General features: G+C 71.8%; 19 protein-coding genes and 1 rRNA gene. 11 read left to right on the forward strand and 9 right to left on the reverse strand.

What is annotated here, in order from left to right:
- A 5S ribosomal RNA gene (gene rrf, locus ACZ4TV_RS32535) occupies positions 1-68 on the forward strand; the annotation flags it as partial.
- An 82-nt stretch (positions 69-150) separates the two neighbouring features.
- On the opposite strand, the gene ACZ4TV_RS32540 is transcribed toward rrf, so the two are convergent.
- From ACZ4TV_RS32540 to ACZ4TV_RS32565, 6 genes are read right to left on the reverse strand one after another with little or no spacing between them, the layout of a single operon-like run.
- Entirely contained in the window at positions 151-747 is a 597-nt protein-coding gene (locus tag ACZ4TV_RS32540; protein ID WP_468138825.1) for a Uma2 family endonuclease, read from the reverse strand.
- Between the two features lie 46 nt (positions 748-793).
- Positions 794-2,104: a DUF58 domain-containing protein gene (locus ACZ4TV_RS32545; protein ID WP_468138826.1), complete on the reverse strand. Its 1,311-nt coding sequence runs from the start codon at positions 2,102-2,104 to the stop codon at positions 794-796.
- On the reverse strand, positions 2,104-3,090 hold the full coding sequence (locus tag ACZ4TV_RS32550; protein ID WP_468138828.1) for an AAA family ATPase: 987 nt from the start codon (positions 3,088-3,090) through the stop codon (positions 2,104-2,106). Before ACZ4TV_RS32550 ends, ACZ4TV_RS32545 begins: the two co-directional genes overlap by 1 nt.
- Positions 3,087-4,403 (reverse strand): DUF4350 domain-containing protein, encoded by a 1,317-nt coding sequence (locus tag ACZ4TV_RS32555; protein ID WP_468138829.1) that lies wholly within the window; start codon positions 4,401-4,403, stop codon positions 3,087-3,089. The genes ACZ4TV_RS32550 and ACZ4TV_RS32555 overlap by 4 nt, the downstream gene beginning before the upstream one ends.
- Positions 4,400-5,062 (reverse strand): DUF4129 domain-containing protein, encoded by a 663-nt coding sequence (locus tag ACZ4TV_RS32560; RefSeq protein WP_468138830.1) that lies wholly within the window; start codon positions 5,060-5,062, stop codon positions 4,400-4,402. Before ACZ4TV_RS32560 ends, ACZ4TV_RS32555 begins: the two co-directional genes overlap by 4 nt.
- A gap of 4 nt (positions 5,063-5,066) precedes the next feature.
- Positions 5,067-6,416, reverse strand: coding sequence for a DUF7847 domain-containing protein (locus ACZ4TV_RS32565; RefSeq protein ID WP_468138831.1), 1,350 nt, complete (start codon positions 6,414-6,416; stop codon positions 5,067-5,069).
- Positions 6,417-6,650: 234 nt separating this feature from the next.
- On the opposite strand from ACZ4TV_RS32565, the gene mtrA reads away from it, so the two are divergent.
- The 6 genes from mtrA to ACZ4TV_RS32595 all read left to right on the forward strand — a co-directional run bounded on the left by mtrA (position 6,651) and on the right by ACZ4TV_RS32595 (position 13,973).
- Positions 6,651-7,340: a two-component system response regulator MtrA gene (mtrA, locus tag ACZ4TV_RS32570; RefSeq protein ID WP_360903204.1), complete on the forward strand. Its 690-nt coding sequence runs from the start codon at positions 6,651-6,653 to the stop codon at positions 7,338-7,340.
- Position 7,341: 1 nt separating this feature from the next.
- On the forward strand, positions 7,342-9,321 hold the full coding sequence (gene mtrB, locus ACZ4TV_RS32575) for an MtrAB system histidine kinase MtrB (RefSeq protein WP_468138832.1): 1,980 nt from the start codon (positions 7,342-7,344) through the stop codon (positions 9,319-9,321).
- Entirely contained in the window at positions 9,305-11,194 is a 1,890-nt protein-coding gene (locus ACZ4TV_RS32580; protein ID WP_468138834.1) for an LpqB family beta-propeller domain-containing protein, read from the forward strand. The genes mtrB and ACZ4TV_RS32580 overlap by 17 nt, the downstream gene beginning before the upstream one ends.
- Before the next feature lie 67 nt (positions 11,195-11,261).
- Positions 11,262-12,035: a ComF family protein gene (locus ACZ4TV_RS32585; RefSeq protein ID WP_468138843.1), complete on the forward strand. Its 774-nt coding sequence runs from the start codon at positions 11,262-11,264 to the stop codon at positions 12,033-12,035.
- A 293-nt stretch (positions 12,036-12,328) separates the two neighbouring features.
- The gene (gene hpf, locus ACZ4TV_RS32590) at positions 12,329-13,024 is read left to right on the forward strand and encodes a ribosome hibernation-promoting factor, HPF/YfiA family (RefSeq protein ID WP_468138844.1); all 696 of its coding nucleotides are present in this window, start codon (positions 12,329-12,331) and stop codon (positions 13,022-13,024) included.
- A 196-nt stretch (positions 13,025-13,220) separates the two neighbouring features.
- A complete protein-coding gene (locus tag ACZ4TV_RS32595) occupies positions 13,221-13,973 on the forward strand; it encodes a response regulator (protein WP_468138835.1) in 753 nt (250 codons plus the stop codon).
- A 6-nt stretch (positions 13,974-13,979) separates the two neighbouring features.
- Here ACZ4TV_RS32595 and ACZ4TV_RS32600 read toward each other — a convergent pair whose 3' ends face one another.
- Both ACZ4TV_RS32600 and ACZ4TV_RS32605 read right to left on the reverse strand, forming a co-directional pair.
- Positions 13,980-15,155 (reverse strand): winged helix-turn-helix domain-containing protein, encoded by a 1,176-nt coding sequence (locus ACZ4TV_RS32600; protein WP_468138836.1) that lies wholly within the window; start codon positions 15,153-15,155, stop codon positions 13,980-13,982.
- Between the two features lie 9 nt (positions 15,156-15,164).
- Entirely contained in the window at positions 15,165-15,746 is a 582-nt protein-coding gene (locus ACZ4TV_RS32605) for a GNAT family N-acetyltransferase (protein ID WP_468138837.1), read from the reverse strand.
- Between the two features lie 239 nt (positions 15,747-15,985).
- Here ACZ4TV_RS32605 and secA point away from each other — a divergent pair, with 239 nt between their 5' ends.
- Positions 15,986-18,784 (forward strand): preprotein translocase subunit SecA, encoded by a 2,799-nt coding sequence (secA, locus tag ACZ4TV_RS32610; RefSeq protein ID WP_468138838.1) that lies wholly within the window; start codon positions 15,986-15,988, stop codon positions 18,782-18,784.
- Positions 18,785-18,946: 162 nt separating this feature from the next.
- Here the strand turns inward: secA and ACZ4TV_RS32615 are convergent, their stop codons facing one another.
- Positions 18,947-19,393, reverse strand: a complete 447-nt coding sequence (locus tag ACZ4TV_RS32615) for an Rv3235 family protein (RefSeq protein ID WP_468138839.1) — start codon at positions 19,391-19,393, stop codon at positions 18,947-18,949.
- Positions 19,394-19,716: 323 nt separating this feature from the next.
- Between ACZ4TV_RS32615 and ACZ4TV_RS32620 the strand changes: the two genes are divergently transcribed.
- The 3 genes from ACZ4TV_RS32620 to ACZ4TV_RS32630 all read left to right on the forward strand — a co-directional run bounded on the left by ACZ4TV_RS32620 (position 19,717) and on the right by ACZ4TV_RS32630 (position 26,252).
- Positions 19,717-20,217 carry a DUF6912 family protein gene (locus ACZ4TV_RS32620; RefSeq protein WP_468138840.1) on the forward strand — a complete coding sequence of 167 codons (501 nt, stop codon included), beginning with the start codon at positions 19,717-19,719 and terminating at the stop codon, positions 20,215-20,217.
- Positions 20,214-20,900 carry an HAD family hydrolase gene (locus ACZ4TV_RS32625; protein ID WP_468138841.1) on the forward strand — a complete coding sequence of 229 codons (687 nt, stop codon included), beginning with the start codon at positions 20,214-20,216 and terminating at the stop codon, positions 20,898-20,900. Before ACZ4TV_RS32620 ends, ACZ4TV_RS32625 begins: the two co-directional genes overlap by 4 nt.
- A gap of 369 nt (positions 20,901-21,269) precedes the next feature.
- Complete coding sequence (locus ACZ4TV_RS32630; protein WP_468138842.1) at positions 21,270-26,252, forward strand: NAD-glutamate dehydrogenase; 4,983 nt, start codon at positions 21,270-21,272, stop codon at positions 26,250-26,252.
- Positions 26,253-26,427: the final 175 nt, after the last annotated feature.

A 26,427-nucleotide genomic window follows, 5' to 3' on the forward strand; every position in this document is an offset into this window, starting at 1 on the left:
AAGCTAAGCCTTTCAGCGCCGATGGTACTGCAGGGGGGACCCTGTGGGAGAGTAGGACGCCGCCGAACAATCATTGTGGGAAAGCCCCGCACCTTTTGGTGCGGGGCTTTTCTGCGTTACGGCCCGCGCCGCTTGGTGCGAGCCCGCGCTTCACCAGTCGGCGGGGTAGCTCTTGAGGCTGCTCGTGTCGAGCGTCCAGCGGCCGGCGGTGACGGTGTCCCCGAAGGCGTAGGGCACCGTTTTGCGGAAGCGGATGCCGTCGGGCCCTGCTGAGGGGTCGCTGTGCACGGTGACGGTCTTCTTGTCCTTGCGGGGGTCTACGACGACATACAGCGGGACACCCATCCTCGGGTAGTCGTGCAGCTTGTCGCGGATATCAGTGAGCGAGTTCCTGTCGGGGACGACTTCCACCACCATGAGGACACCGCGGGAGTTGACGACCTTTGCCGTGTCGTCGGTGTCCTCTTCCGCGATGACCATGAGATCCGGGACCTTGGCCAGGCCGGTCTGAGGATCGCCCATGTTGGTGTCGTTGAGGGCTATGACTTCTGGGGTCTGGGCCTCGATCTGGCGGCGCAGCCGCGCCACGTTGAGCCCGTGGGGAGCCGTGGGGGTCATCATCGTGAGGGTGATCTGACCATCGGTCGTCTGTACCTTCCACCAGTCCTGCTGATGCTCGGCCAGCTCCGCGAGCTGCTCCGCGAAGTCGTGCATGCGGCGCATCTGCTCCGGGGTGAGGTCGGCCATGGTGTCCTCCTGGTGGGTGCTCCGCCAGCGGCCAGTCGAACGCCCCTCAGAGGCGGCCTGCAGCCTTCAGGGCGAGGTAGGCGTCGGCCAGTGCCGGGGCCAGGGTGTCGGGGGTGGCGTCGACCACGTGGACGCCGTGTCGGGTGAGTTGGTCGGCCGTGCGGCGGCGTTGGGACTGGGACTGGGTGCCTGCCGCGGCTTCGTAGACCGCGTCCACACTGCCGCGGGATTTTGTCATGTCCGCAACGTGCGGATCGCCGACCGAGGCCAGGAGGACCGTGTGGCGCTGGGTGAGGCGCGGGAGGAGCGGGAGGAGGCCTTCTTCGATGGGGGCCGCGTCCAGGCTCGTCAGGAGGACCACCAGGGATCGGCGGGGGGCGCTGCGCAGGATGGTGGAGACCAGGGTACGGGCGTCCGTTTCGACCAGTTCCGGTTCGAGGGGGGCCATCGCGTTCACGAAGGACGGGAGGAGGTCGGCTGCCGCGCGGCCCTGTACCTGGGCGCGCGGGCGGCGGTCGTGGGCGAGGAGGTCCACGCGGTCGCCGGCGCGGGTGGCCAGGGCGGCGAGGAGCAGGGCCGCGTCCATGGCGGAGTCCAGGCGGGGGACGTCGCCGACGCGGCCGGCCGAGGTGCGGCCGGTGTCCAGGCAGATGAGGATGTGCCGGTCGCGTTCGGGGCGCCAGGTGCGGACGGCCACCTTGGTCTGGCGGGCGGTGGCGCGCCAGTCGATGGAGCGGGTGTCGTCGCCGGGGACGTAGTCGCGGAGGCTGTCGAACTCGGTGCCCTCGCCCCGGGTCAGCACGCTCGTACGGCCGTCGAGCTCGCGCAGGCGGGCCAGCCGGGAGGGAAGGTGCTTGCGGCTGGTGAAGGGGGGCAGGACCCGGACCGTCCAAGGGGCCGTGTGGGAGCCCTGGCGGGCCCACAGGCCCAGCGGGCCGTACGAGCGGATCGTGACGCGGGCCGCCTGGCGGTCGCCGCGGCGGGTGGGGAGCAGGTGGGTCGTCAGCCGGCGGCGTTCACCCGGCGGGATGACCACCTCGTGGCGGGACGCCGCGGCTTCCGTGCCCGGGACCCAGCTGCTCGGGGGCCAGGCGTCGCGGACACGGGCGCGCAGCTTGCGTCCGCCGGGGTTGGTGAGGGTGAGGTGGACGTCCGCGGACTCGCCCAGGCGTACCGAGGTGTCGCCGGAGCGGGTGAGCTTCAGGGTGCGGACGGGGGCCGCGAGGGCGTAGTCGACCGCACAGGCCAGCACGATGGGGCCGTTGACCGCGAGCATCCCCGCCCAGCTCGGCTCCAGTACGCCGACCGGGATGCTGCCGAGGGCCGCCAGCAGGGCGGCGCGTCCGGTGGCGGCCATCAGCGCGGGACGGGGACGTGGGAGAGGATCGCGGTGATGACGGCGTCGGCCGTGACTCCCTCCATCTCCGCTTCCGGTCGCAGCTGGACGCGGTGGCGCAGGGTCGGGAGGGAGAGGGCCTTCACGTCGTCGGGGGTGACGTAGTCGCGGCCGGTGAGCCAGGCCCAGGCGCGGGCGGTGGCCAGCAGGGCGGTCGCGCCGCGCGGGGAGACACCGAGGGTGAGCGACGGCGATTCGCGGGTGGCGCGGCAGATGTCGACGACGTAGCCGGCGATCTCGGGGGAGACGGAGACCTTGCCCACGGCTTCGCGGGCGGCTTCCAGCTGGGCCGGGCCGGCCACCGGGCGGATGCCCGCGGCGTGCAGGTCCCGGGGATTGAAGCCGGCGGCGTGGCGGGTCAGGACGCCGATCTCGTCGTCGCGGGAGGGGAGGGGCACGGTGAGCTTGAGGAGGAAGCGGTCCAGCTGGGCTTCCGGGAGGGGGTACGTGCCCTCGTACTCGACCGGGTTCATGGTGGCGGCGACGAGGAAGGGCTCGGGGAGTGCGCGCGGGGTGCCGTCGACCGTGACCTGGCGCTCTTCCATGGCTTCGAGGAGCGAGGCCTGGGTCTTGGGCGGGGTCCGGTTGATCTCGTCCGCGAGGAGGAGGTTGGTGAAGACCGGGCCGTTCTGGAAGGAGAACTCGGCGGTGCGGGCGTCGTAGACGAGGGAGCCGGTGACATCGCTCGGCATCAGGTCGGGGGTGAACTGGACGCGCTTGGTGTCGAGCTGGAGGGACGCGGCCAGGGCCCGTACGAGGAGGGTCTTCGCGACGCCGGGGACGCCTTCGAGGAGGACGTGGCCGCGGCACAGGAGCGCGACGACGAGACCGGTGACGGCGGAGTCCTGACCGACCACGGCCTTGCCGATCTCGGTGCGGAGCGCTTCGAGGGAAGCGCGGGCGCTGTCCGCGGTCGCAGCCGTGGACTCGGTGGCCGGGTACGTCATGACGTACGGACCTCTCTTTCGAGGGCGTCGAGGTGGTCGGCGAGCGCGACGAGTGCCGCGTCGTCGGAGGGAGTGGTGCCGAAGAGCAGGGTGGTCACGTCCCGGGGTCCGTCCGTGAGGCGGGCGGAGACGGCGGGGACGAGCGCGGAGGGGTCGTGGGCCTGGGTGTGGGGTACGCCGGTCAGCGCGGCCAGGCGTTCGCGGGTGGCGGCGCGCAGCACGGTGGCGGCGCGATCGCGGGCGTCGGCCTTGCGGTAGAGGCGGGCGCGGCCCTCGGTGGCCTCGGAGGCGCGGATGACGACGGGGAGCCGCTCGGTGACGAGGGGGCCCAGGCGGCGGGCGCGCCAGAGGGCGGCGAGGGCGGCGGCGAGGAAGAGCTGGAGCAGGGCCCAGGACCAGCCGGCCGGGATGAGTTCGAGGAAGCTCTTGTCCTCGCCGGAGGTGCCGGAGCCCGGGTCGGAGTCCGCGAGGGACGGCATGTACCAGACGAGGTCGGGGCGGGAGCCGAGGAGGTGGAGGGCGAGGGAGGCATTGCCTTCCTCGGCGAGGCTCCCGTTGAGGAGGATCTTCTCGGAGCCGAGGAGGACGGTGTCGCCGCCGGTGGTGCCCGTGGGGAGGACGAGGAGGGTGGGGTGGCCGCCGCTGGGGTAGCAGGTGAGGGCCCCGGGGAGGGTGGTGGTGTAGCGCAGGCCGCCGCCGGTGGCTGCTCGGCCGGCCGTGGTGGCGGCGGGCAGGGCGCAGTCCGGAGCGAGGTGGTTCGTGTCGGCGTGGCCCTTGGTGCGCACGCCGGGGGACAGGTCGTGGAGGCTGTGGCCACTGGGGGCCAGGAGGACGGTGCGGCCGCCGGAGAGGTCGATGGCCGAGCGGATGACGTCGCGCTGGGTTGCGCCGAGCCGGTCCGGGTCGGTGACCAGGAGGGTGGCGCGGGGCCCGGCGGCGTCGGCGGCTTCGCGGGCGGTGGTGACGACGCGGGTGGTGACGCCGCGGTCCTTGAGGAGCTCGGCGATGGCGCGGCTGCCGCTGCGGTCGGCGGAACGGGGGTCGAGGGCGCCGCGGTTCTGGCCGGAGTTGAAGGCGGCCAGGGCGATGCCGGTGGCGATGAGCACGCCGAACACGAGGAGGAAGCCGCGGACGCGCCGCCAGATCTCCGCGGCGCCGAGGGCGGTGGAGGTACGGGGGGAGGTGGAGGTGCCGGGGGCCGCGGGGGTGGCGGTCGGCGCGGCGGTGGGAGCGGCCGGATCGGCTGCCGGGAGGTGAAGGCTCGTCAGATCGGGGGTGTGTCCTGGGGCTTTGGGGCCGTGACGGTCCGTCATGCGGTGGCCTCCGTCCCGGTCAGGGCCGGCCGGGTGCGTTCGACGGCCGTGTCGAGGTCACGGAGGCGGGTGTACATGGCCTGGTCGGCGACGCGGCCGCCGTAGGTGACGTCGTCGAAGACGCGGGCGGCCGTACGGAGATCCGTGGCGTGACCCGGCAGGGTGACCGCGGCCTCGGCTGCGGCCTCGTCGGCGGTGCGGCCCGGGCGGGGGTCCAGCAGGGTGCGCTCCTCCAGGGACCGGACCAGGGCCCGCATCCGGGCCTGGACGGCCTCGGTCCAGCGGGCGGCGGTGGCGTGCGCCTCGGCCTCGGTCCGGTAGTCGACGGCGCTGCGGACCCGCTCGCCCAGCAGGGCGGCGGCGCCGGCGGGGACCTTTCCGAGGGCGCCGAGGCGCCACCACAGCAGCGCCACGGCCAGCACGATCAGCAGGACGATCACGACGATGCCGATCGCGCCGCCGGGGGTCGCCCCGGCGGCGGCGTCGAACAGTTCGTCCACCCATGCGAGGAAGCGGCGCAGGGCGCGTTCGACCAGGCCGGGATCGTTCTCGTGGTACATCGGCTTGGACAGTTCGCGTTCGGCGGCCTCGCGGGCGGCCTCGCGCGATGTCGTCACCGGCGGTGTCTCGCTGACGGGCAGTCCCCCCGGGCTGGTCATCGCATCAGCTCCCGGCGGGCGGGGGCGTGGTGCCGGGCGCGCCGGAGCTGCCCGGGGTACCGGGGGCGCCGGGGGTGACGCCGTAGTTCTCGAGTCCGGCGGCGCGGGCCAGCTCCAGGTCCAGCGCCTCGCGGCGGATGCGCTGGTCGACGTAGAGGAGCACCGAGACACCGGCCTTGAACGGCAGCGTGATGGTCGTGGCGATGACCGAGCCGACGCCGATGATGGCCAGGTAGGTCCAGCTCATCGTGGTCGCTTCGGCGTCGAAGCCGCCGGAGACGCCCTCGCTGATCATCCCGATCACCATGAACGGGAAGCCGATGACGGCCTCCACGAAGGTGGCGATGACCGAGGCGAGCAGCGAGATGCCGAAAATGCGCCACCAGGAGCCGCGGACCAGCTTGGCGGAGCGGCTCACGCTGCGGAAGACGCCGCTGCGCTCCAGCATCAGCACGGACGGGGAGAGGCTGACCCGGATGTAGAGCCAGATCCAGACGGCGAAGCCGGACAGGCCGCCGAGGACGGCGAGGGTGGCGACGCCGCCCGCGGACATGCCGGCGGCGGCCGCGATGACGGCCGGTACGAAGCCGAGGGCGATGATGACGCCGCCGCCGAGGGCGATCAGCACGGTCAGGCCGGCCAGTCGCAGCAGCTGCGGGCGGCAGTCGCGCCAGGCGTCGCCGACCGTTGAGGGCCGGCCCAGGACGGCGCGGCTGTAGATCATCGTGAGCATGGCGGTGGCCACGATGGTGCCGAGGAAGGCGATGACGAAGCCCCCGGCGCCGGCCAGCAGGGTTCCCGACAGAGTACTGACGAAGTCGTCGACGTCGGCGGAGGTGCTGTCCAGCTCCTCGATGCGGTCGAACAAGAAGCCCTGCAGCAGGGTCATCGCCAGGACCGCGATGACGGCCACGACGAAGCTGATGGGCAGCACGGAGCGCCAGTGGGTCCGCATGGTGGCGATCGCGCCGTCGAGGATCTCGCCGAGGCCCAGGGGGCGCAGGGGGATCACGCCGGGCTTGGCGGCCGGGGGCTTGCCCCAGCCGCCCTGCTGGCCCCACTGGGAGCCGTACGGGGCCTGCTGAGCGCCGTACGGGGCCTGGCCGGGCTGCTGCGGATAGGTGCCCCAGCCCGTTCCGGGCTGCGGGGTGGCGGGGGGCGGCGGGGTCTGATCGCTGCCCGGACTCGACCACTGGCCGGGCGGGGGCTGCTCGGCGGACCACTTCGGGCCACCGGTGGGCTGTGCGGGCTGCTGCGCGCCCCCGTCGGTGCCCGGCTGGTCGGCGGGTGTGCCCGGCCGGTCGCCGTCGGACGGAGTGGATCCGGGCGAAGCCCAGCCCGGAGAGTCGTTCATCGTCGCTCCTTCACATGCACCTGCTGCGGCGGGGGCGCTGGTTGCTGCCATCGTGCCACGTGGGGTCCACGAACGGACCAGCCGTCCCCCCGGATCTCCGGCAGCCCGTACCTTCAATTGTCGCCCGGATCCGGGGCAGACTGGTCGAGCTGATCTCCACGCAGGTCCGAGGGGCGATTTCCAGCCCTTTTGGCTGTGGGACAGCTCACCGCCGGGTAACGATTAGCTAATGGGATGATGTCAACCATGAAGGGACGCGTCCTTGTCGTCGACGACGACACCGCGCTGGCCGAGATGCTCGGCATTGTGCTGCGTGGAGAAGGTTTTGAGCCGTCGTTCGTAGCGGACGGTGACAAGGCACTTGCTGCCTTCCGGGAGGCGAAGCCGGACCTGGTACTGCTCGACCTCATGCTGCCCGGACGGGACGGCATAGAGGTCTGCAGGCTGATCCGCGCCGAGTCCGGCGTGCCGATCGTCATGCTCACCGCGAAGAGCGACACGGTCGACGTCGTCGTGGGCCTGGAGTCCGGGGCCGACGACTACATCGTCAAGCCGTTCAAGCCGAAGGAGCTGGTGGCCCGCATCCGGGCCCGTCTGCGCCGGTCGGAGGAGCCCGCGCCCGAGCAGCTGACCATCGGTGACCTGGTCATCGACGTGGCCGGGCACTCGGTCAAGCGGGACGGTGCCTCCATCGCCCTGACCCCGCTCGAGTTCGACCTGCTGGTCGCGCTCGCGCGCAAGCCCTGGCAGGTGTTCACCCGCGAGGTGCTGCTGGAGCAGGTCTGGGGCTACCGGCACGCGGCGGACACCCGCCTGGTCAACGTGCACGTGCAGCGCCTGCGCTCCAAGGTCGAGAAGGACCCGGAGCGCCCCGAGATCGTCGTGACGGTGCGTGGTGTCGGCTACAAGGCCGGACCCAGCTGACGTGCAGTCCGGCACGTCCGGCACGTCCCGCACGTCCCGCCCGTCCGGCGGGGACCGGCGCGGTTCCCGCTGGGGCGACCTGCGCGCGGGCCGGCTGCTGCGCGACGGAGCGCCCGGCAGCTCCGTGCTGCGGCTGTGCGTACGCCTCGTACGCCGGCCGCTGCTCCCGGCTGTCCGGCTGTGGCGGCGCAACATCCAGCTCCGGGTGGTCGCCGCCACCCTGCTGATATCGCTCGCCGTGGTCCTCGCCCTGGGCTTCGTCGTCATCGCGCAGGTCAGCAGGGGGCTCCTCGAGGCCAAGGAGGAGGCCGCGCAGAGCCAGGCCGCGGGAGGGTTCGCGGTCGCACAGGAGAAGGCCAACACCCCCGCCACGTCGGACGGGCCCGACGCCACCGACAACAAGGTCGGACGCGACGCCAGCACCTGGATGAACTCCCTGGTCAAGCAGCTGGCCAGTGGCGGACAGACCGCCTTCGAGGTCGCCGCGCTCGGTGCCGGCACCGGGGAGCAGCCCCAGCCGGGCGCCCAGGGCGTGCGCGGCGCCCGCGCCTCCGGCAACGTGGACCCGACCGCCAGCGTCCCGATCAATCTGCGCCGGGCCGTCAACCAGGCCACCGGCTCCTTCAAGACCTTCTCCGAGATCCGCTACACCAGCGGCGCCGAGCAGAAGGAGCCCGAGCCGGCGCTGGTCGTGGGCAAGCGGCTCACCGACATCAACGGGGACCCGTACGACCTGTACTACCTCTTCCCGCTCACGCAGGAGGAGGAGTCCCTCAACCTGGTCAAGAGCACCATCGCCACCGCCGGCCTGTTCGTCGTCGTGCTGCTCAGCGGTATCGCCTGGCTCGTCGTACGCCAGGTCGTGAGCCCGGTCCGGATGGCCGCCGGGATCGCCGAGCGGCTCTCGGCCGGGCGGCTCCAGGAGCGGATGAAGGTCACCGGCGAGGACGACATCGCCCGCCTGGGCGAGGCCTTCAACAAGATGGCGCAGAACCTCCAGCACAAGATCCAGCAGCTGGAGGAGCTGTCGCGGATGCAGCGCCGCTTCGTCTCGGACGTCTCGCACGAGCTGCGGACCCCGCTGACGACGGTACGGATGGCCGCCGACGTCATCCACGACGCCCGGGTCGACTTCGACCCGGTCACCGCGCGCTCCGCGGAGCTGCTCGCCGGACAGCTCGACCGGTTCGAGTCGCTGCTGGCGGACCTGCTGGAGATCAGCCGCTTCGACGCCGGGGCCGCGGCCCTGGAGGCCGAGCCCATAGACCTGCGCGAGGTCGTACGCCGCGTCATCGACGGGGCCGAGCCGCTCGCCGAGCACAAGGGCACCCGGATCCGGGTCCTCGGCGACACCCAGCCCGTCATCGCCGAGGCCGACTCGCGGCGCGTCGAACGGGTGCTGCGCAACCTCGTCGTCAACGCCGTGGAGCACGGCGAGGGCCGCGACGTGGTGGTCCGGCTGGCGTCCGCGGGCGGGGCCGTCGCCGTCGCCGTACGGGACTACGGGGTGGGGCTGAAGCCCGGCGAGGCCACCCGCGTCTTCAACCGCTTCTGGCGGGCCGACCCGGCGCGGGCGCGTACGACGGGCGGGACCGGCCTCGGCCTGTCCATCGCCGTCGAGGACGCCCGGCTGCACGGCGGCTGGCTCCAGGCCTGGGGCGAGCCGGGCGGCGGCTCGCAGTTCCGCCTGACCCTGCCGCGCACGGCCGACGAGCCGCTGCGGGGCTCGCCCATTCCGCTGGAGCCCGAGGACTCCCGGGCCAACCGGGCCAGGGCCGCCGCCGATGCCGCGGGCAGGGCGGCGGAGCGGCAGCCGCCGGAGGGCGGCGACCGCTCCCCGATACCGCCCCGGTCGCCGGTCGCCGGAGCGCTGCCCGTACCCGCCGACCCGACGGCGCTGCCCGGCAACGGTGCCCGGGTCGTGGCCCGCCCGGCCGAGCAGGCACCACAGGAGGACCGATCGGATGCCGATGGACGCTGAGGACGCCGAACGCGGGCGCGGGCCCGGCCGGGCCCGGGGCGCGCGGCTGCGCACCGTACGGGCGTACGCCTTCGGCGCGGCCGGGCTGCTGCTGGCCGGCTGCGCCTCCATGCCCGACCACGGTGAGATCCGTCCGGTGGAGGCCTCGCAGGGCGTCGACTCCCAGGTCCGGGTGTTCGGCGTACCGCCCGCCGACAAGGCGAGCGCCGGCGAGATCGTCGACGGCTTCTTGGAGGCGATGACCAGCGACGACCCGCAGCTGGAGACCGCCCGCAAGTACCTCACCGTGGAGGCCGCGAAGAACTGGAAGCCCGGCTCCGCCGTCACCGTGCTCTCCTCCGGCCTCGACCGGGTCCCGATCCGCGGTGAGAAGGACCCCGAGGGGCCGCCCCGCTGGAAGGTGAGCGGCAAGAAGCTCGCGACCGTGGACGAGCGCAGCGCGTACCATCCGGAGACCGGCGAGGGGAAGTACGAGGAGTTCCTCCAGCTCGTCCAGAACGAGGACAAGCAGTGGCGGATCGCGACCCCGCCCAGCGGCCTCGTGCTCAGCGAGTCGGACTTCCAGCGCATCTACATGCCGGTCAACAAGTACTACTTCGCGGGCGGCACGCTCGTCGCCGACCCGGTCTACGTGCGCCAGCGCACCGACCCCGACTCGCGGATGGACCCCACCACGCAGACGGTGCAGTCGCTGCTCGCCGGGCCGTCCAGGTGGCTCGGCCCCGTCGTCGAGTCCAGCTTCCCCACCGGCACGGAACTGCGCCCGGGCACCAAGTCCCTCTCGTACGACGGTCAGAACACGCTGCGCGTGCCGCTCAACGACAAGGCCGACAACGTCGCGCAGCCGCAGTGCAAGAAGATGGCCACGCAACTCCTCTACACGGTCAAGGATCTGACGGGTTCTCGACTGGATCAGGTCGAACTGCTGCGCTCCGACGGCAAGTCGTCCTCGCTGTGCTCGGTGACCGAGGTGAGCGCGGCCGTGATCGCCAACCGGCCCGAGATCCCCGACTTCCAGTACTTCGTCGACAAGGAGAAGCGGCTCGTCCGCATGAAGCTGGACGTGAGCAGCGAGGACCAGCAGTCCCCGCCCGAACCGGTGCCGGGACCGCTGACGAGCCCCTCCGTGTTCAAGGTCAGCTCGGCGGCTCTGACGTACGACGAGCGGCGCGCGGCCGTGGTCTCCGAGGACGGGCACGGGCTGTACGTCGTGCCGCTGGTGGGATCCGGGACCATGCCGCAGCCGGTGCCGATCGGCAAGGGCGGCAGGGCGGTCACGCTGACCGCGCCCAGCTGGGACGCGGCGGGCGACCTGTGGGTCGCGGACCAGGACCCGCAGCAGCCCGGGCTGTGGCGGGTGCCGGGCGGGGCCGGGACCCCGGAGAAGGTGCAGGTGGCCGGGCTCGACGGCGGGCGGATCACTTCGCTGAAGGCGTCCGCCGACGGGGTGCGGATCGCGCTGCTCGTGGAGCGGGGCCAGCGCAAGAACCTGTACGTCGGGCGGATCGAACGCCCCGACGGCAAGGGGGACAGCTCGGCGGTGTCGGTGCGCGAGCTGCGCCCGGCGGCCCCGCAGATGGCGAACGTGACGGCGATGAGCTGGGCGCCGCGCGGCCGGCTGCTCGTGGTCGGCCGGGAGACCGGCGGGGTGCAGCAGGCGCGCTACATGCTGGCGGACGGCTCGATGGTGGCGGCGAGCCTGCCCGGGGCCGCCGGGCTGTCCGCGGTCGCGGTCGCGGCCTCGGAGGACGAGGCGCACCCGAAGCCGGTGGTGGCGTACTCGGAGGACGGCATCGTGTGGCTGCCGCCGGGAGCGCAGTGGCGCATGGTCGCGGTGGCGGCGGGCGGCCGGGCTCCGGTGTACCCGGGCTGATCCGTGGCCGGCGGCTTGTCCACAGGGGTGGCGGGCCACGGTCCTGCCGGTCAGTGTGGGGTGGGTGATGCGGCGGTGGTGGCAGGAGCTCGCCGGGCTGGTCCTGCCGGTCGACTGCGCCGGCTGCAGGGCGGCCCGGTCACTGGTGTGCGCCGAGTGCAGGAGCGCGGTCGGTGGGGCCGTGGCGGGGCCCGTGCGGCCTTCTCCGCGTCCCGTGGGGCTGCCGGTGGTACAGGCCGCCGCCGTCTACGAGGGGGCCGTACGCGGCCTCCTGCTGGCTCACAAGGAGCGCGGGGCGCTGCCGCTGGCCGGGGTGCTCGGCGCTGCCCTGGCGGCGGCCGTCCTGGCGGGCTGGGCGGGCGGCGCGGGCGGCGCGGGCGGTTCGGACGGCGCGGGCGGTTCGGCGGAAGTGGTCCTGGTGCCGGTCCCGTCGGCGCGGCGGCAGGTCCGGGCGCGCGGGCACGATCCGGCGCGCAGGATCGCCCTGGCCGCCGCGGGGCGGCTGCGGCGGGCCGGTGTTCCCGCGCGCGTGGCGCCCGTACTGCGGCTGCGCCGTGCGGTGGCGGACCAGGCTGGCCTGGGAGCCCGGCAGCGCCGGGAGAACCTCGCCGGGGCGCTGGCGGTGCGCCGGGACGGGGCGCGGCTGACAGAAGGGGCACGGATCGTGCTCGTGGACGACCTGATCACGACCGGTGCGACGCTGGCGGAGGCGGCGCGGGCGGTGCGCGCCGCCGGCCTGGCCGCGGGCGCGGGGGACGTGCTGCGGGCGGCGGTGGTGGCCGCGCCCGCGGACTCCTTCGGCCGGTCGGCAACGGGTACGGAACGAAAATCCCGTGAATAGATTTGGAACTGGTGGGGAAGGCCCATCGTTGCAGGTAGTACGAGGGAGCAGTCGTCTGACTGGAAGTACATTGCGGTAGCGGGTGCCGACAACCGTCATAGAGGGATATGTTCGGTTGTAAGGAACTCAGGAGGCTGTCTCTCGACTCCGAAGTCGGTGGGGTGTAGATCTTGCCGATGGGGGAGGAGGAGGTGAAAGTCGCCAAGTCCGAGGCTCCGGCCTTCACCGGAGTCTGGTGCGAAAGGGAGACGCTTCGCCCCGTCGGGCGGAGCTATCCGGGAACGGAGTTCTGCGTGGACATCGTCGTCAAGGGCCGCAAGACCGAGGTGCCCGAGCGGTTCCGCAAGCACGTGGCCGAGAAGCTGAATCCGGAGCGGATCCAGAAGCTCGACGCCAAGGTGATCAGCTTGGACGTCGAGGTGTCCAAGGAGCACAACCCGCGTCAGGCCGACCGTTCCGACCGCGTGGAGATCACCCTGCGTTCGCGGGGCCCGGTGATCCGTGCCGAGGCAGCCGCCGCCGACCCGTACGCGGCGCTGGACCTGGCTCAGGACAAGCTGGAGGCCCGGCTGCGCAAGCAGCACGACAAGCGCTACACCCGTCGTGGCACGGGCCGGCTCTCGGCGGCCGAGGTCGCCGATGCCGTGCCGGGCGTCGCGGCGCTGAACGGCAGCGGCCAGGTCATCACCGAGGAGAAGGCGGAGGGGGTACCGATCACCCGGATCGGATCCCTCGAAGTGCAGGGCGAAGGCCCGCTCATCGTCCGCGAGAAGACGCACTCGGCCGCGCCCATGTCCCTCGACCAGGCTCTGTACGAGATGGAACTGGTCGGTCACGACTTCTATCTGTTCGTCGACTCCGAGACGAAGCTGCCCAGCGTCGTCTACCGGCGTCACGCCTACGACTACGGCGTCATCCACGTGAACCCCGACGGAGCCTCCAGTTCGGAGGAGCCGCGAGGCGGCGCCGGCGGCGCGCTCGGCGGCTGAGCACACCCTTCCCTGCCCCCGTGGGGGACGCCTCAGGCGCCCCCCACGGGGGCACCTGCATGACGGGTATTGCGCCAGGCGGGTCATCGGCAGTCCCCCGCGCCGTGGTGCGGGCATGGAATCATGGCGGGCAGTCAACCGACTGCGGTGTATGTCCGGTTGGCCCAGCAGCTCAGCACATGCAGGGGGAGGAACGATGGCGGACAGCTTCGGGCCGGTGCGCGGGGACGGCGGCGCCGGCTGCCGGGGGGCGGACGCGTCGGTGGAGCCCGCCGGGTCGCCGGCCGGGGAACCCATCCGGGTGCTCGTGGTCGACGACCACGCACTCTTCCGGCGGGGGCTGGAGATCGTCCTCGCGCAGGAGGAGGACATCCAGGTCGTCGGCGAGGCGGGGGACGGCGCGGAGGCGGTGGACAAGGCGGCCGACCTGCTGCCGGACATCGTGCTGATGGACGTACGGATGCCCAGGCGCGGCGGGATCGAGGCGTGCACCTCGATCAAGGAGGTGGCCCCCTCCGCGAAGATCATCATGCTGACGATCAGCGACGAGGAGGCGGACCTCTACGACGCGATCAAGGCGGGCGCGACCGGGTACCTCCTGAAGGAGATCTCGACGGACGAGGTGGCCACGGCGATCCGGGCGGTGGCGGACGGCCAGTCGCAGATCAGCCCTTCGATGGCGTCGAAGCTGCTCACCGAGTTCAAGTCGATGATCCAGCGGACCGACGAGCGGCGGCTGGTGCCGGCGCCGAGGCTGACGGACCGGGAGCTGGAGGTCCTGAAACTGGTGGCCACCGGCATGAACAACCGCGACATCGCGAAGGAGTTGTTCATCTCCGAGAACACCGTGAAGAACCACGTGCGCAACATCCTGGAGAAGCTGCAGCTGCACTCCAGGATGGAGGCCGTGGTCTACGCGATGCGCGAGAAGATCCTCGAGATTCGGTAGTCGAAGCTACAGCGCGTCCAGCTCGGCGGTGACGGCCGCGGCCTGCGCGGGGGAGCCGGCCCGCTCCACGCGGACCGTGTCGCAGCCCACCCATTCCGCCGCCTCCCGCAGGGCCGCCGCCATCGGGGCGGCCGCCTTGAGGGACGTCAGGGAGAGTTGCCGGGCCACCAGCGTGCGGCCCTCGCGGGCCGGGTCGACGCGGCCCTGGAGCCGGCCGCCCGCCAGCAGCGGCATCGCGAAGTACCCGTGTATCCGCTTCGGCTTGGGGACGTACGCCTCCAGGCGGTGCGTGAAACCGAAGATCCGCTCCGTGCGGGAGCGGTCCCAGACCAGGGAGTCGAAGGGGGAGAGCAGCGTCGTGCGGTGGCGGCCCCGGGGGGCCGTCGCGAGGGCCGACGGGTCCGCCCAGGCGGTCACCGCGCCATGGCGCCGTGACCAGCCCTCCACCTCGACCGGGACCAGCCCGGAGTCCGCGATCACCGCGTCGACCTGCTCCCCCTTGAGGCGGTGGTAGTCCGCGATGTCGGCGCGGGTGCCGATGCCCAGGGACCGGCCGGCCAGGGCGACGAGCCTGCGCACGCACTCCCGGTCGTCCAGGTCGTCATGGAGCAGCGCGTCGGGAACGGCGCGCTCGGGGAGGTCGTAGACCCGCTTCCAGCCGCGGCGTTCGCTGCACACCACCTCGCCGGTGTCGAGCAGCCACTCCACCGCGATCTTGGTCTCGGACCACTCGAACCACTCTCCGCCGTTCTTGGCGCCGCCCAGTTCGGTGGAGGTCAGCGGGCCGTCGGCGCGGAGCCGGTCGAGGACCGCCTTCGTCGAGCGCTCCTTGTCCTGCAGGATGTGCCAGCGGTGGCCGCGCGCCCGGCGGGCGCGGCGGCGGAAGGCGAAATGCGGCCATTCCTCGATGGGGAGCACGCAGGCCGCGTGCGACCAGTACTCGAAGGCGTGCCGGTCGCTCCAGTACGCCGCCTCCACCGCGCCGCGGCCCACGGCGCCCAGGCGTGCGTACGGGATCAACTCGTGGGAGCGGGCCAGCACCGAGATCGTGTCCAGCTGTACGGCGCCCAGGTGGCGCAGGACCCCGCGGACCCCGCCGCGTCGGTCGGGCGCCCCCAGGAAGCCCTGGGCGCGCAGGGCGATCCGGCGGGCCTCGTCGGCGGACAGTGAGAGCGCAGTCATGGCGGCAGACTAGACGCGCCCACTGACAGCGGGCAGGTACGGCAGCCGCGAGGGCAGGCCCAGCTCGGAGGGGAGCAGCGAGCCGACCCAGCAGTCGCGGGCCGTGCCGCTCTGCTGGAGGCCGGCCCGCAGGACTCCCTCGACGGTGAAGCCGGCCTTCTCGGCCACGGCGCGCGAGCCCGCGTTGCCGACCTCGGCGCGCCATCCCAGCCGGACCAGGCCCAGCGCGGTGAAGGCCCAGTGGGCGACGGCCCGCACGGCCTCGGTCATGTAGCCCTGCCCACGGTGTTCCTTCGCCGTCCAATAGCCGACCTCGTACCCGTCCGCGCCGTGGACGTGGACGCCGACGGACGCGACCAGCGGGCCCGCGTCCCCGAGGCGTACGGCGAAGGGGTAGGCCGTGCCCTCGCGCCAGCCGTTGGGCACGATCTCGTTCACGAAGGCGTGCGCGTGCTCGCGCTCGTAGGGCGAGGGGACCACCGTCCAGCGCTGGATGTCCGGATCCTGGGCGGCCGCGTAGACCTCGTCCTCGTCCGCGGGGACGAAGGGCCGCAGTACCAAGCGGTCCGTGCGGAGTGTGGTGGGTTCCATGAACGGATTCTGCCGCCGCCCCTGCTTTCGGGGCGAACACTTTTCGGGAATCCCTGCGGGCGATGCGGCACCTTCGGCGTCCCCCGTACGTTCTCAATCCGGGCACCCGTGCCCTCACGGAACGGCGCACCTCCCGGCGCGGCCCCGTCCTCGCTTACGATGGCCGTTGCGGTGGGGCCCACCTGCCGTGCCCGTGTACGTACAGTGCCCAGGCCCGACCGGCAAGGAGACAAACCTCGGTGTCCGTCTTCAACAAGCTCATGCGTGCAGGCGAAGGCAAGATCCTGCGCAAACTGCACCGCATCGCGGACCAGGTCAACTCCATCGAAGAGGACTTCGTCAACCTCTCCGACGCCGAGTTGCGGGCGCTCACGGACGAGTACAAGCAGCGTTTCCAGGACGGCGAGAGCCTGGACGACCTGCTGCCCGAGGCCTTCGCGACCGTACGCGAGGCCGCCAAGCGCGTCCTCGGCCAGCGGCACTACGACGTCCAGATCATGGGTGGCGCGGCCCTGCACCTCGGCTACGTCGCCGAGATGAAGACCGGTGAGGGCAAGACCCTCGTCGGCACGCTGCCCGCGTACCTGAACGCGCTGTCCGGCAAGGGCGTCCACCTGATCACGGTGAACGACTACCTCGCCGAGCGCGACTCCGAGCTGATGGGCCGGGTGCACAAGTTCCTCGGCCTGGAGGTCGGCTGCATCCTGGCGAACATGTCGCCGGCGCAGCGCCGCGAGCAGTACAACTGCGACATCACCTACGGCACGAACAACGAGTTCGGCTTCGACTACCTGCGCGACAACATGGCGTGGTCGAAGGACGAGCTCGTCCAGCGCGGCCACAACTTCGCCGTGGTCGACGAGGTCGACTCGATCCTGGTCGACGAGGCCCGTACGCCGCTGATCATCTCCGGCCCGGCCGACCAGGCCACGAAGTGGTACGGCGACTTCGCGAAGCTGGTGACCCGCCTGACCAAGGGCGAGCCCGGCCAGCCGCTGAAGGGCATCGAGGAGACCGGCGACTACGAGGTCGACGAGAAGAAGCGCACCGTCGCCATCCACGAGTCCGGTGTCGCCAAGGTCGAGGACTGGCTCGGCATCGAGAACCTCTACGAGTCGGTGAACACCCCGCTCGTCGGCTACCTGAACAACGCGATCAAGGCCAAGGAGCTCTTCAAGGCCGACAAGGACTACGTCGTCATCGACGGCGAAGTCATGATCGTCGACGAGCACACCGGCCGTATCCTCGCCGGCCGCCGCTACAACGAGGGCATGCACCAGGCGATCGAGGCGAAGGAAGGGGTGGACATCAAGGACGAGAACCAGACCCTCGCCACGATCACCCTCCAGAACTTCTTCCGCCTCTACTCGAAGCTGTCAGGCATGACCGGTACGGCCATGACCGAGGCCGCCGAGTTCCACCAGATCTACAAGCTCGGTGTCGTCCCGATCCCGACCAACCGCGACATGGTCCGCAAGGACCAGCCGGACCTGATCTACCGGACCGAGGTCGCGAAGTTCGCCGCCGTCGTCGACGACATCGCGGAGAAGCACGAGAAGGGCCAGCCGATCCTCGTCGGTACGACGTCGGTCGAGAAGTCCGAGTACCTCTCCCAGCAGCTCTCCAAGCGCGGTATCCCGCACGAGGTGCTCAACGCCAAGCAGCACGACCGTGAGGCCACGATCGTCGCCCAGGCCGGCCGCCGCGGCGCCGTCACCGTCGCCACGAACATGGCCGGCCGCGGTACCGACATCAAGCTCGGCGGCAACCCGGACGACCTCGCCGAGGCCGAGCTGCGCCAGCGCGGCCTGGACCCGGAGGAGCACATCGAGGAGTGGGCGCACGCCCTGCCCGACGCGCTGACCCGGGCCGAGGCGGCCGTGAAGGCGGAGTTCGAGGAGGTCAAGGCGCTCGGCGGGCTGTACGTGCTGGGCACCGAGCGCCACGAGTCGCGCCGTATCGACAACCAGCTGCGCGGCCGCTCCGGCCGTCAGGGCGACCCGGGCGAGTCCCGCTTCTACCTGTCGCTGGGCGACGACCTGATGCGGCTGTTCAAGGCGCAGATGGTCGAGCGCGTCATGGCGATGGCGAACGTCCCGGACGACGTGCCGATCGAGAACAAGATGGTGACGCGCGCGATCGCGTCGGCCCAGTCGCAGGTCGAGACCCAGAACTTCGAGACCCGCAAGAACGTCCTGAAGTACGACGAGGTCCTCAACAACCAGCGTGAGGTCATCTACGGCGAGCGCCGCCGCGTCCTGGAGGGCGAGGACCTGCAGGAGCAGGTGCGCCACATGATGGACGACACGATCGACGCGTACATCGCGGCCGAGACGGTCGAGGGCTTCGCCGAGGAGTGGGACCTGGAGCGCCTGTGGAGCGCTTTCCGGCAGCTCTACCCGGTGAAGGTCACCATCGAGGAGCTGGAGGAGGCCGCGGGCGACCGCGCGGGCATCACCGCCGAGTTCATCGCGGAGTCCATCAAGGACGACATCCACGAGCAGTACGAGGCGCGCGAGAAGGCGCTCGGCTCCGAGATCATGCGCGAGCTGGAGCGGCGCGTGGTCCTGTCGGTGCTCGACCGCAAGTGGCGTGAGCACCTGTACGAGATGGACTACCTGCAGGAGGGCATCGGCCTGCGGGCGATGGCCCAGAAGGACCCGCTGGTCGAGTACCAGCGCGAGGGCTTCGACATGTTCAACGCCATGCAGGAGGGCATCAAGGAGGAGTCCGTCGGCTACCTGTTCAACCTGGAGGTCCAGGTCGAGCAGCAGGTCGAGGAGGTCCTCGTGCAGGACGCGGCGCCGTCCCTGACGAAGGAGCCGGCGGCGGCTCGTCCCGAGATCCGGGCCAAGGGGCTGGAGGCTCCGCAGCGTCCGGACCGGCTGCACTTCTCGGCGCCGACGGTCGACGGCGAGGGCGGTGTGGTCGAGGGCGACTTCGAGAGCGAGACCGTCGGTGGTGACGGTGACGGGATGACGCGGGCGGAGCGGCGCAAGGCGGCCAAGGCGACCGGGGGTCGTCGCCGTAAGAAGTGACCCCGCTGGGGTCGAGCCGTCGGCCGGGGCCGGACACCTAGTGGGGTGTCCGGCCCCGGCCGTTTGCTGCGCTGGTGCGGCGCCGCTGCCGGGGGCGCTGCCCCCAGACCCCCGCGCCTCAAACGCCGGCGGGGCTGGATTGGTGCGGCGAGGCTGGATTGGTCAGGGGCGGGGGCCCTGGATTTCTACTGCTGCGCAGCGCCAGCGGAGGTCTGGGCCCTGTTCCAGGCGGAAGGCCATCGCCGTGACGCGGTCGCCCGTGGCGATGCGGGCGAAGGCTTCGATGACGCCCGGGCCGGGGGTGAAGCGGCCGCACTGGCGGATGACCGGGCTGAGGCGGTCGCGGAAGGGAGCCGCGGGGGCCAGGGTGACCAGCTGCTGGTACGCGGGGCCCACGGTGTGGCCCAGGAGGGAGTGGACCGGGCGGCGGCCGCTGACCACCGCCAGGAGGCGTTCGGCGAACCAGTGGTGCGGGCCGAGCCGCAGGGTGCGCGGGGGTCCCGCGGGGCGTCGCGGGTCGCGCCGGCCCGCGGGCCGGGTCCGGGCCTGGCCCACGGGCCGGCGGCGGCTCCCGTCGTTGCCGATCGTGCCGCGCGTCGTGGTGTCCATCGCGATCTGCCCCCGAACAGGCCGGGCCCGGTGGTACCGGGCGGTAACTTGATGGGGATCTTCTACGGTCGCCGCACACGCTCCGCAACCACGCGCGCGGCCCCCGCGGCCGCCGGCCCGCTTCACCTATCCGAGTGGGTACCGGCCGGTCCGCAGCCCCGGCAGCATGCGTACGGGGACCGAGGTGGACGGCCCCGGCTCCCGGACCGGCACCCCGAAGGGGGACCGGGGCCGTCACCCACCCGGACCGAACGAAGCCGCCCGAAGCCGGCGGCTCCGAGTCGTATCCTGGGGGCGTTTCCGACTACCGAAAGCAGCCGGCCATGCGCGTGTACGTCCCCCTGACCCTCCCCGGGCTCGCCGAGGCGCACCAGGCGGGTGAGCTGGGCCCCGCCCCGCTGCGGGCGTACGCCGTCACCCCTGGGCTGCGCGAGTGGTACGTGTCGGACGACATCGAGGAGCTGGAGTACGCGGCCCTGAGCCGGGCCGCGGCCGCCTCGCTGCGCCTGCTCGCCGCGGACGGGAGCGCCCCGCGCCGCCGCGTCGTCCTCGCCCTCGACGTCGACGACAAGGCCGCCACCGCCACCCCCGGCGTCGACGAGGCCACGCTGGGCCAGCTGGCCCTCGCCGCGGCCGTACGCCTCACCGTGGCCGCCGCCGTGCACGTCGACGCCGACGACGCGGAAGAGGACGTCGCCGCCGCCGCGCGGGCCCTGGAGGCCGCCGACGCCGGGGACGAGGACGCGCGGTTCGTCGTCGACGGAGCCGAGGACCACGAGCTGCTGTGGTTCGGCGTGCAGGAGATCCCGGGGCTGCTGAAGTGACCGCGACGACCGGGGCGGCGGCCCGCCCGAACCACATCGTCTGGGACTGGAACGGCACCCTGCTCCACGACATCGACGCCGTCATAGCCGCGACCAACGCCTCCTTCGCCGAGCTCGGCTTCGCGCCGATCACCCTGGAGACCTACCGCGACCTGTACGTCGTACCGGTGCCCAAGTTCTACGAGCGCCTCATGGGACGGCTGCCCACCGAGGAGGAGTGGCTGGTCATGGACGAGGCCTTCCACCGCCACTACTGGGCCGCCGCCGACAACGCGGCGCTCGCCGAGGGCGCCCGGGAGCTGCTCCGGGACTGGCAGCGGGACGGGCTCACCCAGTCCCTGCTGTCCCTCGCGCCCCACGAGAAGCTCGTACCGCTGGTGCGCGCCCACGGCATCGACCGGCACTTCGTGCGCGTCGACGGACGCGTCGGGCCCTCCCACACCTCCAAGGCAGGACACCTCGTACGCCACCTGGCCGCCATGGTCGGGACGGGCGTGACGGCAACGCGTACGGTCCTCATCGGAGACGCCGTGGACGACGCGCTGGCCGCCGCCCACGTCGGCGCCCGGGCCGTTCTCTACACGGGCGGTTCGCACAGCCGCAGCAGTCTGGAATCGGCCGGTGTACCCGTCGTGGACACCCTGGCAGAGGCCGTCCGGACAGCTCGCGAGCTGGCCGAATAGCTACTGGACAGGCCGCTGCACGGACCGCTGGTCACGTCGCTGGCCAGAGTGTCAAAGTTCCACCCCAAGATTTGTACGTATGTAGCGAATGACGACTTGGGGGTAGGTCGGGATAGCCTTGACCCGTGATCAGCGCGATAGTCATCGGGGGCACTGGAGCCTCCGGCCTGCGCCCGGCGCACGACCGTGCCCGGGCCTTCGCTGACCCCCGCCACCGGGACCTCCGGCCGATCTTGGCTCATTCCCTCCCGGTCGGCCCGCTCGACGGCATAGCGTCGATTCACCACGGACATCCCGCCCCTCGGCGCGATGTCATTTCTTCTTCACCACCTACGTCACGCAATGGCGCGTTGACAGGAGCCAGAGGACATGCAGACCAAGCTGGACGAAGCAAAGGCCGAGCTGCTCGCACGGGCGGCCCGGGTAGCTGAGCACAGCCCGGCCGGGGGGCTACTTCCGACTGGGTCCGAGCAGGGAGAGCGTCCTGACCGGGACACGGTGCTCTCCTATCTCCAGCGCTACTACCTGCATACGGCGCCCGAGGACCTCATGGACCGGGACCCGGTCGATGTGTTCGGAGCCGCGCTCTCGCACTACCGGCTCGCCGAGAACCGGCCCCAGGGCACCGCGAACGTGCGCGTGCAGACCCCTACGGTGGAGGAAAACGGCTGGACCTCCAGCCACTCCGTCGTCGAGGTGGTCACCGACGACATGCCCTTCCTCGTGGACTCCGTGACGAACGAGCTGTCCCGCCAGGGCCGCGGCATCCACGTCGTGATCCACCCGCAGGTCGTCGTCCGCCGTGACGTCACCGGCAAGCTGATCGAGATCCTCGGCCCCGACTGCGACGCGCACGGCCCCCGTACCGCGCGCCCCCACGACGCCCTCGTCGAGTCCTGGATCCACGTCGAGATCGACCGTGAGACCGACCGCGCCGACCTCAAGCAGATCACCGTCGACCTGCTGCGCGTCCTGTCCGACGTACGGGAGTCCGTCGAGGACTGGGAGAAGATGCGCGACGCGGCGCTGCGCATCGCCGACGGCCTGCCCGACGAGCCCACCGCCCCGGACCTGCGCGAGTACGAGCTCGAAGAGGCCCGCGAGCTGCTGCGCTGGCTCGCCGACGACCACTTCACCTTCCTCGGGTACCGCGAGTACAACCTCGTCGACGGCGACTCCCTGGCCGCCGTGCCCGGCACCGGCCTCGGCATCCTGCGCTCCGACCCGCACCACAGCGGCAAGGACGACGGCCACCCGGTCTCGCCGTCCTTCAACCGGCTGCCGGCCGACGTCCGCGCCAAGGCCCGCGAGCACCGCCTGCTGGTGCTGACCAAGGCCAACAGCCGCTCCACCGTGCACCGCCCCTCGTACCTCGACTACGTGGGCGTGAAGAAGTTCGACGCCGAGGGCAACGTCGTCGGCGAGCGCCGCTTCCTCGGCCTGTTCTCCTCCGCCGCGTACACCGAGTCCGTGCGCCGCGTCCCGGTGATCCGCCGCAAGGTCGTCGAGGTCCTCGACCGGGCCGGCTTCGCGCCGTCCAGTCACGACGGCCGCGACCTGCTCCAGATCCTGGAGACCTACCCGCGCGACGAGCTGTTCCAGACCCCGGTCGACCAGCTCCAGGCCATCGTCACCTCCGTCCTGTACCTGCAGGAGCGCCGCCGGCTGCGGCTGTACCTGCGCCAGGACGAGTACGGGCGCTACTACTCGGCGCTCGTCTACCTGCCGCGCGACCGGTTCACCACCGGCGTGCGACTGCGCCTGATGGACATCCTCAAGGAGGAGCTCGGCGGCACCAGCGTCGACTTCACCGCCTGGAACACCGAGTCGATCCTCTCCCGCATCCACTTCGTGGTCCGCGTCCCGCAGGGCACCGAGCTGCCCGCCCTGACCGACTCCGACGTCGAACGCATCGAGGCCCGGCTCGTCGAGGCCGCCCGGTCCTGGGCCGACGGCTTCCAGGAGGCGCTGATCGCCGAGTGCGGCGAGGAGCGCGCCGCCGAGCTGCTGCGCCGCTACGGCACCGCCTTCGCCGAGGGCTACAAGGCCGACCACTCGCCGCGCGCCGCCGTCGCCGACCTGATCCACCTGGAGCGGCTCGCCGCCAGCGACCGCGAGTTCGCGCTCTCGCTGTACGAGCCGGTCGGCGCGGGCCCCGGCGAGCGCCGGTTCAAGATCTTCCGCACGGGTGAGCAGGTCTCGCTCTCCGCGGTCCTGCCGGTGCTGCACCGGCTGGGCGTCGAGGTCACCGACGAGCGCCCGTACGAGCTGCGCCGCTCCGACCGGGTCAGCGCGTGGATCTACGACTTCGGTCTGCGGATGCCGCTGCCCTCCGGGGGCGGCGACTCCACGGCGACGTCCGGCTACCTCGGCGACGACGCCCGCGAGCGCTTCCAGGACGCCTTCGCCGCGGTCTGGCAGGGCGACGCGGAGAACGACAACTTCAACGCCCTGGTGCTGAGCGCCGGGCTCACCTGGCGGCAGGCCGTCGTCCTGCGCGCGTACGCCAAGTACCTGCGCCAGGCCGGTTCCACCTTCAGCCAGGACTACATGGAGGACACCCTCCGCAACAACGTCCACACCACCCGGCTGCTGGTCTCGCTCTTCGAGGCCCGAATGGCGCCCGCCCGCCAGACGGCCGGCATCGAGCTCGTGGACGCCATGCTGGAGGAGCTGGACGGGGCCCTGGACCAGGTCGCGTCGCTCGACGAGGACCGCATCCTGCGCGCCTTCCTCACCCTCATCAAGGCCACCCTGCGCACCAACTTCTTCCAGCTGAACGCGGCCGGTGAGCAGCACTCCTACGTGTCGATGAAGTTCGACCCGCAGGCCATCCCGGACCTGCCGGCGCCGCGCCCGGCCTATGAGATCTGGGTGTACTCCCCGCGCGTCGAGGGCGTGCACCTGCGCTTCGGCAAGGTCGCCCGAGGCGGCCTGCGCTGGTCCGACCGCCGCGAGGACTTCCGTACGGAGATCCTCGGCCTGGTCAAGGCGCAGATGGTCAAGAACACCGTCATCGTGCCGGTCGGGGCCAAGGGCGGCTTCGTCGCCAAGAACCTCCCCGACCCGTCGGTGGACCGCGACGCCTGGCTCGCCGAGGGCATCGCCTCGTACAAGATCTTCATCTCGGCGCTGCTCGACATCACCGACAACATGGTCGCCGGCGAGGTCGTGCCGCCCAAGGGCGTGGTCCGCCACGACGGGGACGACACCTACCTCGTCGTCGCCGCGGACAAGGGCACCGCGACCTTCTCCGACATCGCCAACGGCGTGGCGGAGTCCTACGGCTTCTGGCTCGGCGACGCCTTCGCGTCGGGCGGCTCGGCCGGCTACGACCACAAGGGCATGGGCATCACCGCCCGCGGTGCGTGGGAGTCCGTCAAGCGGCACTTCCGCGAGCTGGGCCACGACACCCAGACCCAGGACTTCACCGTCGTCGGCGTCGGCGACATGTCCGGTGACGTCTTCGGCAACGGCATGCTGCTCTCCGAGCACATCCGCCTGGTCGCCGCCTTCGACCACCGGCACATCTTCATCGACCCGAACCCGGACGCGGCCACCTCGTACGCCGAGCGCCGGCGCCTGTTCGAGCTGCCGCGCTCCTCGTGGGCCGACTACGACCCCTCGCTGATCTCGGCGGGCGGCGGCATCCACCCGCGTTCCGCGAAGGCCGTTCCGATCACCGCGCAGGTCCGCGCGGTCCTCGGCATCGAGGCGGGCGTCACCAAGATGACCCCGGCCGAACTGATGCAGGCCATCCTGCGGGCCCCGGTGGACCTGGTGTGGAACGGCGGCATCGGCACGTACGTCAAGGCCACGGCCGAGACGCACGCGGACGTCGGCGACAAGGCCAACGACGCCATCCGCGTCAACGGCTCCGAGGTGCGGGCCAAGGTCATCGGCGAGGGCGGCAACCTGGGCCTGACCCAGCTCGGCCGGATCGAGTTCGCCCGCACCGGCGCGGGCGGCGGTGGCGGCAAGGTCAACACCGACGCCATCGACAACAGCGCGGGCGTGGACACCTCCGACCACGAGGTGAACATCAAGATCCTGCTCAACGCGGTCGTCACCGACGGCGACATGACCATCAAGCAGCGCAACAGGCTGCTCGCCCAGATGACCGACGAGGTCGGCCGTCTGGTGCTGCGCAACAACTACGCGCAGAACGTCGCGCTGGCCAACGGCGCGGCCCAGGCCCCCAGCCTGCTCCACGCCCAGCAGCGCTTCATGCGCCGCCTGGAACGCGCCGGACTGCTGGACCGCGGGCTGGAGTTCCTGCCCACCGACCGGCAGATCCGCGAGCTGCTGAGCAGCGGCAGGGGCCTGACCCAGCCCGAGCTGGCCGTGCTCTTCGCCTACACCAAGATCACGGTGGCGGACGAGCTCATCGCCACCGGGCTGCCGGACGACCCCTACCTGCGCCGCCTGCTCTTCGCCTACTTCCCGGCCGCCTTGGGCGAGAAGTTCCCCGAGCAGATCGACGCGCACGCGCTGCGCCGCGAGATCATCACCACCGTCCTGGTCAACGACACGGTCAACACCGGTGGTTCGACCTTCCTGCACCGCCTGCGCGAGGAGACCGGCGCCTCCACGGAGGAGATCGTCCGGGCGCAGCTCGCGGCCCGCGAGATCTTCGGTCTGGCCGAGGTGTGGGACGCGGTGGAGGCGCTCGACAACACGGTCGCCGCCGACGTCCAGACCCGGGTACGGCTGCACTCGCGGCGCCTGGTCGAGCGCGGTACGCGCTGGCTGCTGAACAACCGGCCGCAGCCGCTCCAGATCACCGAGACCATCGACTTCTTCCAGGAGCGGGTGGGTCAGGTCTGGGACGAGCTGCCGAAGCTGGTGCGCGGCGCGGACCTGGACTGGTACCGGTCGATCATGGACGAGCTGATCGGTGAGGGCGTGCGGGAGGAACTGGCCGCCAAGGTGGCCGGCTTCTCCTCCGCCTTCCCGACGCTGGACGTCGTCGCGATCGCGGACCGCACCGGTGTGGCTCCGCTGGAGGTCGCCGAGGTGTACTACGACCTCGCCGACCGCCTGGACATCACCCAGCTGATGGACCGGATCATCGAGCTGCCGCGGGCCGACCGCTGGCAGTCCATGGCCCGCGCCTCCATCCGCGAGGACCTGTTCGCGGCGCACGCGTCGCTGACCGCGGACGTGCTGTCGGTGGGCAACGGAACGTCGACTCCCGAGGAGCGCTTCAAGGCGTGGGAGGAGAAGAACGCGGCGATCATCGGGCGGGCGCGGACGACTCTGGACGAGATCCGGGGGTCGGACGACTTCGACCTGGCGAACCTGTCGGTGGCGATGCGGACGATGCGGTCGCTGCTGCGCGCGCATAGCTGACCGCTGGGTGTGGCAGACGGGCCGGGGGGGGGGGGGGGGGGGGGGGGGGGGGGGGGGGGGTGTGGGGAGGGGGGGGGGGGGGGGGGGGGGGGGGGGGGGGGGGGCCCACCCCCCCCCCCCCCAGCAGCGGGCCCTCGGCGGTGTCCAGGGTGAAGGAGGGCACCTCCTCCTGCTT

Source organism: Streptomyces sp. NPDC028910 (genome assembly GCF_055564955.1).